This window comes from Bifidobacterium sp. LH_730 (genome assembly GCF_056355835.1).
Genome location: NZ_JBKETB010000006.1, coordinates 29637 through 44621 on the forward strand (window position 1 = coordinate 29637; position 14985 = coordinate 44621).

Below are 14985 nucleotides of genomic sequence, written 5' to 3' on the forward strand. Positions count from 1 at the left end.
CACACTCCCATGCCATTTCCGCATGCGTATTCGTATTCCATAATTGCAACTTATTTCGAGGTATGTTGTGACCACATCAACCAAGCCCTATACCGACCCATCCCAAGTGCCGGGACGCGACCGGGTGCTCATCGTCGGCGCGGTGACGCTCGGCGCGTTCATCGCGCTGCTCAACCAGACCGTCATGTCGCCCGCGCTGCCCAACCTGATGCGCGATTTCGCGATCTCCGAGGGCACCGTGCAGTGGGTGACCAGCATCTATATGCTCGTTTCCGGCATCATGGTGCCGATTTCGGCCTATTTCATCGACCGCTTCTCGACGCGCAAGCTGTTCTTCACCTCGATGGCCGCGTTCATCGTCGGCACGCTGCTTGGCGCGATCGCACCGAATTTCGGCGTGCTCATCCTCGGGCGTGTGCTGCAGGCCGCCTGCTCCGGCGTGCTGATGCCGCTGGTGGCCGTGGTGCCGATGCTGGTCTACCCGCCCGAGCGGCGCGGCATGGCCATGGGCATCGCAGGCATCGTGATGGCCGCAGGGCCGTCCATCGGACCGGTGGTCGGCGGCGCCGTCATCGATTCGCTTGGTTGGCGCGCGATGTTCATCGGCATCGCCGTCGTCGGCGCGCTGATTCTCGCGGCCAGTGTCTTCATGCTCAAGAACGTCGGCGAGCTCAAGCATCCCAAGCTCAACATCCTGTCCATCGTCCTGTCGACCGTGGCCTTCGGCGGACTGCTGTATGGCTTCTCCACCGCCTCCGACGCCGGCTGGGCCAGCCCGGTCGTCATCGTGCCGATCATCGTGGGCGCGCTGGCCTTCGCCGGCTTCGTCTGGGAGCAGATCAAGCTGGACGAGCCGCTGCTGCGCGTCGATACGCTTGCCACGCGCAATTTCCGCAACGCCGCGATCATCGTCACCCTGATCAACGGCTCGGTGGCCGTGACCAACGTGACCCTGCCGCTGCTGCTACAGAACGGCCTGGGCGTCTCCGCCACCGTCACCGGCGCGGTGATGCTGCCGGCCGCGCTGATCGGCCTGGTGATGAGCCCGATTTCCGGCGCGCTGTTCGATAAATTCGGCGCTCGCGCCGTGTCCATCATCGGCACGCTGCTGATGGCGCTGGCGATGGGCGGGATGGGCCTGCTCGTCCACGGAGGCTCCTCCGTGCTGCTGGTGGCCGTGTTCTGCGCGCTGCAGGCGCTCGGCCAGGCCTTCGCCAATATGCCGGTGAACACCTGGGGCATCAACGCGCTGCCGAACGATATGATCGCGCACGGCAATGCCATCGCCAACACGGGCCGCCAGGTTTTCGGCGCCATCACCACCGCGCTGATCGTCACGGTGATGTCCAGCGTGCAGAAGGGCCACGTCTCGCAGGGGCAGGCCGCCGCGACGGTCGCCGGCGTGGGCATGACCTATCTCATCTGCGCCGCCATCGCGTTCGTCACGATGATCTGGTGCGTCGCCACCGTGCGTGACCCGCGCAGGAATCATACTGTTATCAAGGCAAAGGAGGCCTGATATGGCTGATATCAAGAAGAATATGGGCGGTGCCGACGCAGGCGCTTCCGCGCGGCGCGAGCACCATTACGCGGGCGGCTACGTCGCGCCGGCCGATTCCCTGTTCGAGCAGGCGAAAACCGCGACGATCGGCGATCTCATGGACAAGCAGCCCTATGCCGTGCGCGACACCGCCACGATGATGGAGGTCGCGGACCAGATGATCCGGCTCAAGGTGTCGAGCCTGCCGGTGGTGGACGAGGACGGGCGCGTGGTCGGCTTCATCTCCGACGGCGACATCATGCACGCGCTGAGCTCCTTCGAGCCACGCTCGATCTTCACTGGCGGCACCGATTCGATGGTGTTCTTCGACGACGAGACGACCGATGAGAAAATCGGGAGGCTCAAGAACCGCAACGTCATGGAGCTCGCCACCCGCCGCGTGGTGGCTGCGCGCGCCGAGCAGACGATTGGCCAGATCGCGCGCACGCTGTCGAACAAACGCTTCAAGAAGCTGCCGGTCGTGGATGGGCAGGGGCGGCTGATCGGCGTGATCCGCCGCAAGTCCATCGTCAAATTCGCGTTCAATGTGATGTTCCACAACGAACTGCCGGAAGGCGGAGCGGAAGCGGCGGGAACGGAGCGGTGACCCGTGGCGCGAATCGCCGGCATCGCCTGCGCATCCGCGCCACGGAGGCACCTATAATTGAACATGCTCCTGCGCGACACGCGCAAGCAAGCGGTGTTGACATATCGGCTAGGGACGGTATTATAACTGCTTGTGCGCTTTTGGCGCGCAGGTTCGGGCCCGTAGCTCAGGTGGTTAGAGCGCATCCCTGATAAGGATGAGGTCGGAGGTTCAAGTCCTCCCGGGCCCACAGGAAAATTGCAGCGGCTTCATGGCCGCTCTTTTTTTCTCAGCTGATACCGCAGAACGGCGGAATCACGGGGCATTAGCGCAGTTGGTAGCGCATCTGCTTTGCAAGCAGAGGGTCACCGGTTCGAGTCCGGTATGCTCCACTTTCAACCCCTCTCCTTCTTGCGCCTCATATGACATTGATATCGCGTTGTCTTCGTGCCACTCACTGGCCTATAACCCGTAACGCTTAGAGGCCCCTCAGCGTTACCAGCACGCCATCTGATGGCGTGCGGACCACGCTCACTGGTCTTAGCGTTACCATAGCGCCAGCCACTGGAGTCGCGGTAACGCTGAGCGCATTCCCAGCGTTACCAACGCGCCATCACATGGCGTGCGGACCACGGTGGGCGCGACGACGATATGGCGGCGAATAGGAGGCGAGGGATGGATATGCGGCGGGAACGGGACCGGTTGGTGACCCGCGATGTGGCGCTGGTGATGGCGGCTGCGTTCTGTTTCTTCGCCGCGAATATGCTGGTCACTCCGCTGATGGCGGGATATTCCGAATCGCTTGGCGCGACGGGTGCCGTGATGGGACTGGCCTCGGGAGCGATGAGCATCGTCTCGCTGGTGTGCCGCCCGATCGCAGGGCTGCTGTCGGATCGCGCGAGCAAGCGCATATTGGTGGGCGCGGGCGCGGCGCTCTATCTTGCGTCGAGCATATGGTATGCGGCGGCAGCCTCGCCGGCCTCGCTGATCGCGGCGCGCATGCTCAACGGCATCGGCTTCGCCTGTTGCTCGGTCTGCCTGGCCACCTGGATGTCGATGCTGCTGCCGTTGCGGCATATGGGCGCGGGCATGGGGCTTTACGGCACGATGAACGCGCTGGCCATGGCTGTCGGACCGGCCATTGGCATCAAGGCGCAGCAGATCATCGGATATCGCGCGACCTTTCTGATATCGGCTGCGTTGGCGGTGCTGATGGTGACGGCGGTATTGCTGGTGAAGAACGGCGGAAGGGCGGCGGATGCGCCAAGTGGTGGCCCCGCCCGCCAACAGCCGACGTCATCGCCGGCAAACAGTGATTCGACGCCCCGCACTACGCAGCGACCCGCTGGAGCATCGCCCTCCGACGACGCCAACAGCACGCCAGAAGCATCCCAACCCTCCGCCCCGCGCCGTATCCTCCGCGCCGTCGTCGAGCCGCGCGTGGTGCCGCTGGCGCTGGCGTTCATGCTGTTCGCGCTGCCGTATTTCGCCAACCAATCATTCCTCGTCACCTATGTGGGCGCGCGCCACCTGCACGTCGAGGCCAGCCTGTTCTTCCCGCTGTATGCCGCCGCGCTGTTCGTGCTGCGATTGACGATGTGGGATTTGTTCGACCGATGGGGCTTCCGCCGGTTCCTGATCTGCTGCTCGGTGTGTTTGCTGGGCATGCTCGCATGCCTGACTGTGATGACGAATGACTGGATGATGTTGGCCGCCGGCATCCTCACCGCCGCAAGCTACGGCATCATGAGCTCGGTCACCCAATCGCAGGCGGTGCTTATCGCCGGACGCGAGCGCAGCGGCATCGCCAACAGCACGTATTACATCGGCATTGATCTGGGGATGTCTCTGGGGCCGTTGATCGCCGGCTTCCTGTATGAGCACGCGCCGATCGCGTGGTTCTACCCGACGATGATGCTGGTGGTGCCGGCCGCGCTGGCGCTGTACGCCGTCTCGGCGCATATGATTCATGCGCGTGATGCGCGAAACTAGGTGATTCCAGCCGTTTCATGGCAACATGCAAAAGCCCGCGGCATCCGATCGAAAGCATCGGACACCGCGGACCGTTCATACGCCTAGAAGCGCGGCCTCACTCCACGTTGGCATGGTTGGCATTGGCGTCGGCGTCGGAGACGTCGTCGCGACGGGAGATCATCAGACACAGCGCGTCGAGCGCGATATGCACGGACTGGTCGAACAGGGAACTCAGCAGCTGGATGGAGCCACCGGCCTCGCCCTTGACGCGCCCGGGCACGACGATCACGGCGTCGGCGGTGGCCGCGAGCGGCGACTCGGGCTTCGAGGTGACGGCCACGACCTTCACACCGAGCTTCTTCGCGGCTTCGGCGTCCTCGACGGTGCGGCGGGTGGTGCCGGAGCCGGAGATCGCCAGCAGCACATCGCCCTCGTGCATGGAGGGGCAGATGGTTTCGCCCATCATATAGCTCGTGTAGCCGATGTGCATCATGCGCATCGCGAAGCTGCGCGCTTGGAAACCGGAGCGGCCTTCGCCGGCGGCATAGACGCGCGAACCGCGGGTGATGACGTCGCGGGCGGCGATGAGGTCGCCTTCGTCCATTTTGGCGATGACCCCGGCGATCTCCTCCTGGATCTGGTCAAGGATACGCGGCTCGCTCGCGGCGTCGGCATTAGCGGTGGTGGTAGTGATGTTCATTGCAGCCCCTCCTTGCAGGCTCGGCAGGCGGCGGTGACGTCCTCTGCCTTGGTGATGGCCGATCCCATGATGACGATGTCAACGCCCTCGGCCGAAAGCGCGGCAAGCTGATGTGGTTTGATGCCGCCTGCGACGGCGATGCGGCGCACCTGCGGGAAACGCTCGCGGAACGCACGCACCTGCGCCACGGGGTCGGAGGCCCCGCCCGAATCAACCGACGTATGCAGGCAATAGACGGCGTCCGGGAACCCGGCGATGGCCGCCGTGCGCTCCTCCGAGCATTCCAGCAGGTCGATCATCATCGTTCCGCCGTGCGCGGCCGCCGAGGCGGCGCATGCCTCGAGCGTGCCCATCGACGACGATCCCATGATGGTCAGATAGGCGAATCCGCAGTCGAACCCGAGGTCGAATTCGTATTTACCTTCGTCGCAGGTCTTGATATCGCCTAGCACCGGCACGCTACCGGCCGCTTCGATTATCGAACCGAGAGCACGCACGCCGAATTCTTTGGTCAGGGAGGTGCCGACCTCGATCACGTCGGCGCCGCCCGCCACGGCCTCCCGCGTCAGCTCGCAGGCCCGTTCCACAGTCACTCGGTCAATGGCCACTTGCAGCTTCACAGCGACACCTCCTTGCGCGGGGTGCCGGCGATGAACGCGGCGAGCTCATCGGCCGTGGGCAGGCCTTCGGAATCGGAGACGCTGGTCACCTGGATGGCGCCGACCGCATTCGCGCGTTCCAGCAGCTTCTCGTCGTTGAGTCCTTCGAGCAGCGCGGTGATGACGCCGGAGGCGAAGCCATCGCCGGCCCCCACGGTGTCGACCACTTCGACCACGAAGCTGGGCACGACGGTTTCCACGCGCACACCGGACGCATCGCGCTCGAACAGCGCCGAGCCGGCGTCGCCGAGCTTGATGATGACCTTGCTCACGCCCATGTCGAGGTAGAAATCGGCGATGGCGCGCGGATCGTCAAGTCCGGAGAACAGGCGCCCCTCCTCCAGGCCGGGCATGAACACATCGGCTTTGGCGGCGAGACGGTTGGTCGCCTCGATCATCGCGGCCTCGCTCTCCCACAGCGTGGGGCGCGGGTTCGGATCGAAGCACACGGTGACGCCATGCGCCTTGGCCTCGTCGACAAGCCGGGTGACGGTGTCGTAGGTGTTCGCCGCAAGCGCGGAGAAGATACCGGTGACATGCAGGATGCGCACTCCGGTGAAATCGAGTTCGTCCACGATATCGGGGGTGGTCTGGGACGCGGCGGAACCGGCGCGGAAATAGATCACCTTGGGCTCGCCGTCGCTGGAACGCACCTTGAGCTGGTATCCGGTGGCGGCGCCGTCCTTGCGTCGGATGCCGGCGGTGCCGATGCCGGCGCCCTTCATATAATCGATGATGAGGTCGCCCTGCCAATCGTGGCCGAGCGTGGTGACGTAATCGATGGAATGGCCCTGGCGGCTGACGCCGATCGCGACGTTGAACTCGGCGCCGGCCATCTGCCGGGGCAGTGTGCGGGCTTCCATATAGGTCTCGGAGGAGTCGGCGATGAGATTCACCATGGGCTCGCCGATGGTCATGACTTCGGACATGATGCGCTTCTTTCTGGGATTACGTGGACTGACGTGAGGTTGTGCGGAATTACACAGGGTTACGGATTGGAGCGATTCAGGCGACGGCATCGCGCACCAGCGCGACCTGCTCGCCCACGCGCTCGGCGGGGATCGGGAATTCGAGGAACACCGGCACATCGCTGCCCAGTTGCGGGAGCATCGCGCGCCAGTCGATCACTCCATCCCCGAGCATCGTGGTGGTCAGATCCTCGCCCGGCATGCCGCCGTTGACGTTCTTGAGATGGAACACGGTGATGGCCGGCTTGAGCTGCGCGAAGGCCGCGGCGGCGTCCTCGCCGCGCCAGAACCAGTTGCCGAGGTCGAAGGTGTAGCCGATATGCCCGCCGACTTCCTTGATGTGCCTGAGCGAGGCGAGCGTGCAGGCGAGCGTGCCGTTTGCCGGGGTCTGGTCGTTCTCGATGGTGAGTGTCAGCCCGCGGGAGGCGGCAGCCGCGTCGATTCCGGCGATCACCTCGGCCGGCACGTCCTTCACATCGCCCTGGTTGAACTTGACGTTCCTGACGCCCATGCGCACGGCCTCATCGAGGAATCCTTCGAATCCGGGGTGCGCCCGCCCGTCGATGGTGATCGATTCGGGCACGGAGTAGAACAGGTCGAGGCCGTGTTCCTTGGCCGCGGTGGCGATGGCGTCGAATTCGGCGTCATCGGCGATGTATTCACGGCGCACCTCCGCGAGGGTGACGCCGTGGCCGGCGATGACGGGCAGCAGCGCGGACTGCGGGGTGCCGGCCGCGAGCTCGGCCATGTAGACGAGGGTGTTGATGCCGATGGTGGTCATGGAATGCTCCTTTGCGAGTTGGGTGGATGACGTTCAGAACGAATCAGAGCGGATCAGAACAGCAGCAGCGCGGCCAGTCCCATGATCGGGAAGGTGCACAGCCAGTAGACCGGCACGCCGTTCTTGAGGAAGGTCTTGGGCTTGAGGCCGGCGTATTCCACGGCCCACATGTTCCAGGACTGGGTCACGCAGCTGGAGATGCAGGTCATCGACGGCACGACGAGCATGGCGAACAGGAACCAGGCGTCGAAGATGCCCATGCCCATGAGGATGCCGATGACCGCGGAGCCGGCGCCGTAGAGCTCGAGCGGGCCGCGGAACAGGGCCAGCGGGGCGAGGATGCACACGGCGATCGCCAGGATCATCTCGTTGTTCGGCACGATGGAGGTCAGGGCCGGGCCGAAGTCGCCCATGACGGTGACGGCGGTCTGCTGGAAGAAGCGCAGCACCAGCAGCATGATGATGAGGCTGCCGATGTCGCCGATGGCGGTTTTGGCGGTGGAGTTGAGGATGGAGACGAAGCCCTTGTAGGTCTTCATATGGCCGGTGCCGAGGAAGGCGATGATGGAGGCCAGGAACAGCGCGGGCACGGAATCCCACTGGAACAGGATGCTCAGCGCGACGGGCACGATCGGCAGCACGTAGGTCCACACCGGCACCTGCGGGATGTCGGCCGGGCGTTCGCTGGGATCGCCGACCTCATACGGAGTGCCGTTCTTGATGGCCTTGGAGTTGATGAGGATGAAGATGACGACGGCGATCATCTGCACGATCATGGCGGGGATGCCGAAGCCGAGGTAATGGTTGCCCCATTCGATGACCTGACCGTCGGGGGACTCGTAGCCCTGGTAGAAGGCGGCGAACTGCACGAACATCACGTTGTTGATCCACATGGCCGCGCCGATGGAGAGGGTGAAGACGGGCACGGCGACGCGCTTGGGGACGCCCAGGCGGCCCATGATCGGGAAGAGGATCACACCGACTGCAATTGCCGAGCCGACGCCGTAGGCACTGGAGAAGATCAGGCAGGTGACGAAGGCGACGGCGATGGTGGCCAGCAGCGGGCTTTTCTCGCCGACCTTGGCGGTGCGGTAGGAGATGGAGGCGGCGATGCCGGTGTCGACGAGCACGCGGCCGAACCACGCGCCGCAGATGATCTGGATGATCGTCGGGCCGTAGGTCAGGGCCGGTTGAGCGAATATTTCCTCGATGACGTCAAAGGATTCGCCGACGCCGAAGGGCACGCCGAGGAAATAGATCGAGGTCCACACGATGGTCAGGATGAAGAAGCCGACGGTGAGGTTGCCGCCGCGCATCGCGTAGATGACGAAACAGGCGAACGAAGCGATGAGCAGTATGCCCATGATCCACATGATCATTGTGCGCTCCTCCTTGAGCTGGAAGGGTTTCGATTACTGTCCTTCGATTCCGTTTACCGATTTAGTGTATCGGTTACGTTTATCGGTTAACAATCATCATACACAACAGGACGTGTACCGGTTAACTACGGCGTGTCGCAAGCAGAGGCGCGCATATATCGATGCCGCCAACGACTGCAATTGGATGACGACTCAGGCGCCGGTCGAAGCGAAGGCGTTCAGCGTCGCCGGGATCTCGGCGAGCTCGTAGGGCGCGTCGGCCCCTTCATAGGCGCGCGCGAACAACGCTTTTGCGGCGGTGCGCCCCATGCGCACCGGATCCTGGTCGAGGCAGGTGATGCCGCGCCCGCTATACCGCGCCCACTCGGCGTCGGCGAACGCGCACAGGCCAAGCGACCCGTCGGTGGCGGCCGGCACGGCGGACAGGATATCGCGCGTCGTTTCCTCGTTGTTGGCGAACAGGCATATCTTTTCGCCCGGGTGAGTGGCGATGATGCCCGCGACCCGCTCCCCCAATTCGGAGGGCTCGGCACGATACACCAGCGTCTCGCCTTCCAACCGATTGTCGAGCAAATATTGCTCCACGGCTTCGCGGCGCATCGTGCGGGTGCTCACGCCGTCGGCGGGCCGCGTCACGAACACCACGTACTCATACCCTTGGGCGACCAGATGGTCAAGCATCTCGAACGCACCGCCATGGTTGTCAGTGACCACGGCATCGCACACAATCGGTTGCACGAAACGATCGAGCATCACCATCGGCTTATGGCCTGCGGCAGCGCAGAAAGCGCGCAGGTAATCGTCGTTGCCCCCCACGGTGTTGACGATCAGGCCGTCGACCTGAGCGTCGAGCAGCGATTCGATATTCGCCCGTTCAATGCCCGACTCATCATCGGAATCGCTGACCAGCAACTGCACGCCGCGCGCACGGCACTCGGCCTGGATGCCTTTGATGAGCTGGGAGCTGAACGGATTGCCGATGTTCGCGATGGTCACGCCCACCATGTTGCTCACCGTGGATTTGAGCCCCTGGGCCATCCGGTTCGGCCGGTATCCAAGTTCGGCGATCACCGCCTCGATGCGTGCCTTCGTCTCATCGGACATATAGCCGAATTCGCCATGCAGATACCGCGAGATCGTGGTCTTCGACACCCCCACCGCGGCGGCCACATCACCCATGCTGGCCTTGCGCTTGCCCGTCTGCCTATTCGCCATGTCCTTACCTTCGCTCGTTCCGAACGCCTACCTGCCACAATACCGCACGAGCGCATCGGGGACCCCGAGGATGTGAAGCACATGATGGGGCAGATCAAAGGCAAAGTAGTGCCGAACAGTGTGTCACATGCTCAAGGCAGACATCCATCCCTGCTTTGAAGAGGAATACACAGATCCATAATTTCGCTAAAATGCTATTTCAACGACTATTAAATCTTGGAAAAATGCCATAATGACAGTTCCAAAATTATGGAAAAATGTTGTCGCGGATTCATACAATATGAAGAAAGCCCATTGTGAGACTGAGGAGGAGGTCGATGCTCAGACGAAAGGCCTTGGAACGCTTCCGTTTCTGGAAATCCCATAAGACCAAGCAGGCCCTGCTGGTGACGGGCGCCCGGCAGGTCGGCAAGTCATATCTCATCCGTCAGTTCGCCGAAACGGAATACACGCATGCGGTGTTCTTCGATCTCGTGGAAAACGACAGAGCACGCCGCTCCTTCGCGCAGGCCGAAAGCGCCCAGGATCTCGAATTGCGCATCTCGGTGATGGCCGACGCCCCGATGGAACCGGGACGCACGGTGATTGTGTTCGACGAGGTTCAGGAATGCCCGCAAATCGTCACCTATATCAAATATCTGGCGGACAAGGGCACCTACGACTACATCCTGTCCGGTTCGATGCTGGGCGTCGCGCTGGACAACATACGTTCCATTCCCGTGGGATATCTGTCCGAGATCCGGATGTTCCCGCTGGACTTCGAAGAATTCTGCTGGGCGAACGGGTTGCCTGACACCGCGTTCACCATGCTGCGCGACTGCGTCTCCTCGCTGAGTCCAGTGCCTGATTATCTGCACAACCGCCTGTTCGACCTCTTCAAAAGATATCTGCTTGTCGGCGGCATGCCCGATGCGGTCAACACATTCCTTACGTCAAATGACGTCAATCCCGTTCGCGTCGTCCAGAGCGACATCCGCAGATTCTACGGACAGGACATCAGCAAATACGCCCCACGCGACAGACGGCTGGTCATCCAGAACATCTATGATCTGATTCCCTCCGAACTATTGCATCCCAACCGGCGTTTCCGTCTGAGTTCGATACCTGAGGTCAAGCGGTTCACACAGGTGCAGGACGAGTTCCTCTGGCTCATCAACGCAGGCGTGGCCTTGGCGCAATACAATATCGCGGAGCTGGCGCATCCCTTCCTGCTTTCCGAGAACCGCAATCTGATCAAACTGTTCCATTCCGATGTCGGGCTGCTGACCGGAGCCTATTCCAAGGAAGCCAGTCAGGATATCTTGGATGACACCCCCAGCGTCAACCTCGGTGGCACATACGAGAATTTCGTGGTGCAGGAGCTCACCGCCCATGGACTGCCCCCGCGGTATTTCCTTTCGAAGAAAATCGGAGAAATCGACGCCGCAGTGGAACGTCCCGACGGCACGGTCGTCGCCTTCGAGGTGAAGTCCGGCAAGTCATATCGGACCCACGCCGCCCTCGACAATGCCCTGGCATCCGCTGCCTGCCACGTCGATGAAACCTACGTGCTGTGCCGTGACAATATCGAGACGGATGGGCGCATCACTTATCTGCCTGTGTATGCCATCGGACTGTTCACCGCAGAGCCGCTGAGATGACGTCCTACAGACGCCCGGCATCGGCGGGAGCGATGTGGATGCGGGCGGCGACGGTGGCGGGGTCAACGGCGAAGGCGATGGGCTCGGCAGGGGTGACGGTGGCCTCGGAATCGGCGCCGAATATGACCAAGCGCAGACGCGAGCCGGACGGCACGATGGTGTCGATCGGCTCGGTGGTGAGGCGGTAATGGTAGCGACGGCCGGGTAGCAGACGCTCCTTGCGGAAGGCGCCGTGGACATTCTGCGCGTTCGTCCACCCCCTGGTGAGGATGCGGTAGCGCGACGGCGATTCCTCCACGCGGAAGCGCTTCAGCCGTGTGGACGGCGTATGCTCACCCCACTGCACCGGTTTCCCCGGCGCATCCTCGACATGCGCGGTCAGACGGCACCGCTCGCCGAGCTCGACAAGCATGACGCCGATGGCGGCGGTGGGCGTGGAGAAGCCCGCGTCGAATTCCACCAGCAGTTCGCCGCGCAGCCGCATGTCGGCCGCCAGCGGTTCGCCGGTCAGGCGCAGCGCGTCATGCGGCCGCGCGCCGCGCCCCAGGGCCATGCGGTCGCGCCACTGGCCCAACAGCAAGGTGTCCGCGATGCCATCTGTGTCGGACAGCCCGCAGGTATCGTCGATGATCGTGCCCAATGGCAGTTCGGACGCATCCTGGGGCAGGGGAAGCGCAGAGACGCATCCGCCCGGGAACGGCGCAGCCTCGCCGGCGCTCGGCGCCGCGACTTCGTCGGCGCTCAGCGCCAACGTCGTCGCATCGGCGAACACGGCGTCGATGTCGGCGTCATCCACACGGCAGGCGGTGGCGGTGACGCCGGGCATGCCGTCCGACGCCATCCAGACGCGTTGATCGAGGTTGCTTTGCGTGATCACGGCCGGCACATCATCAGGCACGCCGTTGTCGACGCCGAGCAGCCAGTGGTCAAGCCACCGGTGCATCAGCTCGTGCGCCGGAGAGCCCTTCAGATCATGCGCGTAGATATGGTCGCCCTGATGCAGCAGCATCGAGCACACGGCGCCGCGCTCATGCCAGGCGCGCGCCATGCGCATGGCCTGCGAAGGCTTGACATTCCAGTCGTTGAGCCCCTGCACGATCAGCGCCGGGCAGGGATGGTCGGTCATATGCCGCAGATAGTCGCGGCGGTTCCACCATGCCGTGTATCCGCCCTCGTCACGGTTCTGCGCCGCGCCGATGCCGATGAGATGCGCCTGATATCCGCGCAGGACGGCCTCGTCGAGGCCCGGGGTGTTGCGGCGGGAGAAGCAATACGAGGCCAGCAGGTCGATGTCGTCGCCCTGCCAACCGAGCGCGGGGCGTGCCAGGCCGTTGCATCGGTAGTATTCATACCAATTCGAGATGCCGGCGACGGGGATGATGGCCTCCAACCCCTCGACGCCTGTGGAGGCCACGGCCACGCACATGGTGCCGAGATAGCTTTTGCCGGTCATTGCCACCTTGCCGGTGCACCAGTCGGCTTCGACCAATTGCGAGCCCGCCGGGTCGGCGTAGGCACGCGCCCGTCCGCACATCCAGTCGATCACGGCGCGGAACGCTGCGGTCTCCTCGGGTGAGCCGCAGTCGTTGTATCCCTCGGAATCCAAGGTGCCCAATCCGGCGCAGAAAACCGTCGCGTATCCGCAGCAGTTGTAGTAGCTGTAATACTCGCTGATGCACTCGAGCTCCCGCGGCGCGCAGGACGGCGCCGGCACCGGCTCGCCGGCGCATGTCGGCCGCCGGCGGGTCGGACGATGGTCGGGGTCGATGGCGCATGGCCCCTCCCCCTCGCTCACGTCGGCCCAGGTCGTCTCGGAAGGCGGGAAGGCCTTGAGCCGACCGACCGTCGCATGCGGGCGGTAGCCGTCGTCATCGCAGCCGAGCATGTATGGATCGGCCACATACAACACCGGAACCGGGTGCGCGGCGTCCGCCCCCTCGGGAAGGCGCAGATACACGGCCACCAGATCGGCCAGTCCGTCGCCGTCGGTATCCACCGGGGTCTCGACCCACACGCGGGCGAAACGGCAGCGCGCCCAGTCCCGCGTGGGACGGGTCGGTTCCGGGAAATCCGGAGCCGCGGAGACGTCAGGGATATCGGTGTGCGTGGATTGCGGCGCGGCGACGTACTGGTCGCTCATCAGACCTCCGTCACTGCGTCGGCGGCTGGAGCGGCGGCGCCGGGAGCAGCGGCCGCCTTGCCCATGCCATGGCGCTTGAGATACTTGCTCCACACCACCACAAACACGGCGCCCAACAGCAGCATGCCGATGAGGAAGGCGAAGAACAGACGGTATCCGGTCGGGCCGGGGTGGGCGTCGATCAGCGCGCCGGCCAGCAGCGAGCAGAAGATCTCGGGCAGGTAGCCGATCGTCGAGATGATGCCGGCGGCCGTGCCGGAGACGCGTTCGGGGATCGCGCCCTCGTCCATCATGGCCCAGGTGAGCGGATAGTTGACGTTGTAGAAGAAATAGACGACGAGGAACAGGATCACGAACCACACGACGGAGGCCGGGCCGATCGGCAGCAGCAGCATGACGAAGATGCCGACGGCCATCGCGATGAAGGAGATGAACAGCAGACGGCTGGTGCCGAATTTATCGGCGAGATAGCCGCCGCCGACATTCGAGACCGGCGTGACGAAACGCTTGCATGCGGCGAGCACCGCGCCGGCCGTCACGCTCATGCCCAGCAGCGAGGTGCCGTAGGGCGTGAAGTAGTAGACCGACATCGTGTAGACGTAGTTGCAGAAGGTGACGATGCCGATGATCCACACGGCGGGCATGCGCAGCACCGTGCCGAGATCCTTGAAGGTGACCTTCTCGCTGTCCTCGATATGGTCGGACTTCGGCATCTTCCAGAGGACCAGCAGGCCGGCGAGCACCGTGAGCGCGGAATAGTAGACGATGACGGCCATCATGCCGGTGACGTCATCATTGCCGCCGTGTCCGCCGAGGCCGACGCCGATGCGGAAGGCGAGGATCGCGGCCCAGGCCATCGCGGCGGCGACGATGCCGCGGGCGCCTTCGAACCAACCGAAGGACTTGCCCTTGTCCTCGGGGCTGGAGAGCACGCGCACCGCCTTGACGCAGGCGGGCCAGAACGCGAACAGCGAGGTGAAGCCCCAGAAGGCGTAGAGCACGACAAGCGAGACGAAATTAAGCGGCAGCAGATGCAGGAAACCGCCGAGACCGGTGCCGATCAGCGACACCGACAGCAGCAGACGGATGCTCACCTTGTCGGCGAGGAAACCGCCGAACAGATAGGAGATCATGCCGAAAACGCCGATGACGCTGCCGAGCACGCCAATCTGCGTGTTGGTCAGGTGATAGACGGAGGCGTAGGCGTCGTAATAGTCATAGTGCACATACGGCAGGCCGTAGATGATGGCGCCGCCGGCGGCCACCAGCAATATGGTGACGAAATTGCGCCGGGTTTTGTCCCCCATGCCGAGTTGGGACAGCTTGCGGGCGATTGGGTTCATGCGTTCCTCTTCCCTAGTTCTCTGTAACGCAGATCGGTCGGTTCGGAGGATGTTCCGCCG

Annotated in this window: 10 protein-coding genes, 2 tRNA genes and 1 pseudogene; 5 read left to right on the top strand and 8 right to left on the bottom strand. The window is 63.6% G+C overall.

The annotated features are described in order from the left end of the window. The first annotated feature begins 67 nt into the window (after window positions 1–67). The 4 genes and pseudogenes from AC1AUD_RS08425 (at window position 68) to AC1AUD_RS08440 (ending at window position 4118) form a co-directional block, all read left to right on the top strand. Window positions 68–2147, top strand: a pseudogene (locus AC1AUD_RS08425) (DHA2 family efflux MFS transporter permease subunit). A gap of 155 nt (window positions 2148–2302) precedes the next feature. Further along, window positions 2303–2376 (top strand) — tRNA-Ile (locus tag AC1AUD_RS08430). A 69-nt stretch (window positions 2377–2445) separates the two neighbouring features. Beyond that, window positions 2446–2518 (top strand) — tRNA-Ala (locus AC1AUD_RS08435). Window positions 2519–2807: 289 nt separating this feature from the next. Beyond that, window positions 2808–4118: an MFS transporter gene (locus AC1AUD_RS08440; RefSeq protein WP_476573907.1), complete on the top strand. Its 1311-nt coding sequence runs from the start codon at window positions 2808–2810 to the stop codon at window positions 4116–4118. A 97-nt stretch (window positions 4119–4215) separates the two neighbouring features. Here the strand turns inward: AC1AUD_RS08440 and hxlB are convergent, their stop codons facing one another. The 6 genes from hxlB to AC1AUD_RS08470 all read right to left on the bottom strand — a co-directional run bounded on the left by hxlB (window position 4216) and on the right by AC1AUD_RS08470 (window position 9802). After that, complete coding sequence (gene hxlB / locus AC1AUD_RS08445) at window positions 4216–4800, bottom strand: 6-phospho-3-hexuloisomerase (protein WP_476573908.1); 585 nt, start codon at window positions 4798–4800, stop codon at window positions 4216–4218. After that, window positions 4797–5420 carry an orotidine 5'-phosphate decarboxylase / HUMPS family protein gene (locus AC1AUD_RS08450; protein WP_476573909.1) on the bottom strand — a complete coding sequence of 208 codons (624 nt, stop codon included), beginning with the start codon at window positions 5418–5420 and terminating at the stop codon, window positions 4797–4799. The genes hxlB and AC1AUD_RS08450 overlap by 4 nt, the downstream gene beginning before the upstream one ends. Further along, the gene (locus AC1AUD_RS08455; protein WP_476573910.1) at window positions 5417–6388 is read right to left on the bottom strand and encodes a sugar kinase; all 972 of its coding nucleotides are present in this window, start codon (window positions 6386–6388) and stop codon (window positions 5417–5419) included. Before AC1AUD_RS08455 ends, AC1AUD_RS08450 begins: the two co-directional genes overlap by 4 nt. Window positions 6389–6464: 76 nt before the next feature. Continuing rightward, window positions 6465–7208, bottom strand: a complete 744-nt coding sequence (locus tag AC1AUD_RS08460; RefSeq protein WP_476573911.1) for a sugar phosphate isomerase/epimerase family protein — start codon at window positions 7206–7208, stop codon at window positions 6465–6467. A 53-nt stretch (window positions 7209–7261) separates the two neighbouring features. Beyond that, window positions 7262–8587 carry a gluconate:proton symporter gene (locus AC1AUD_RS08465; protein ID WP_476573912.1) on the bottom strand — a complete coding sequence of 442 codons (1326 nt, stop codon included), beginning with the start codon at window positions 8585–8587 and terminating at the stop codon, window positions 7262–7264. Window positions 8588–8779: 192 nt separating this feature from the next. Further along, complete coding sequence (locus tag AC1AUD_RS08470; protein ID WP_476573913.1) at window positions 8780–9802, bottom strand: LacI family DNA-binding transcriptional regulator; 1023 nt, start codon at window positions 9800–9802, stop codon at window positions 8780–8782. 317 nt (window positions 9803–10119) lie between these two features. Here AC1AUD_RS08470 and AC1AUD_RS08475 point away from each other — a divergent pair, with 317 nt between their 5' ends. Further along, window positions 10120–11442: an ATP-binding protein gene (locus AC1AUD_RS08475; protein ID WP_476573914.1), complete on the top strand. Its 1323-nt coding sequence runs from the start codon at window positions 10120–10122 to the stop codon at window positions 11440–11442. Between the two features lie 4 nt (window positions 11443–11446). Here AC1AUD_RS08475 and AC1AUD_RS08480 read toward each other — a convergent pair whose 3' ends face one another. Continuing rightward, window positions 11447–13582, bottom strand: a complete 2136-nt coding sequence (locus AC1AUD_RS08480) for a CocE/NonD family hydrolase (RefSeq protein ID WP_476573915.1) — start codon at window positions 13580–13582, stop codon at window positions 11447–11449. Next, window positions 13582–14925, bottom strand: a complete 1344-nt coding sequence (locus AC1AUD_RS08485; protein ID WP_476573916.1) for an MFS transporter — start codon at window positions 14923–14925, stop codon at window positions 13582–13584. The genes AC1AUD_RS08480 and AC1AUD_RS08485 overlap by 1 nt, the downstream gene beginning before the upstream one ends. Window positions 14926–14985 lie beyond the last annotated feature (60 nt).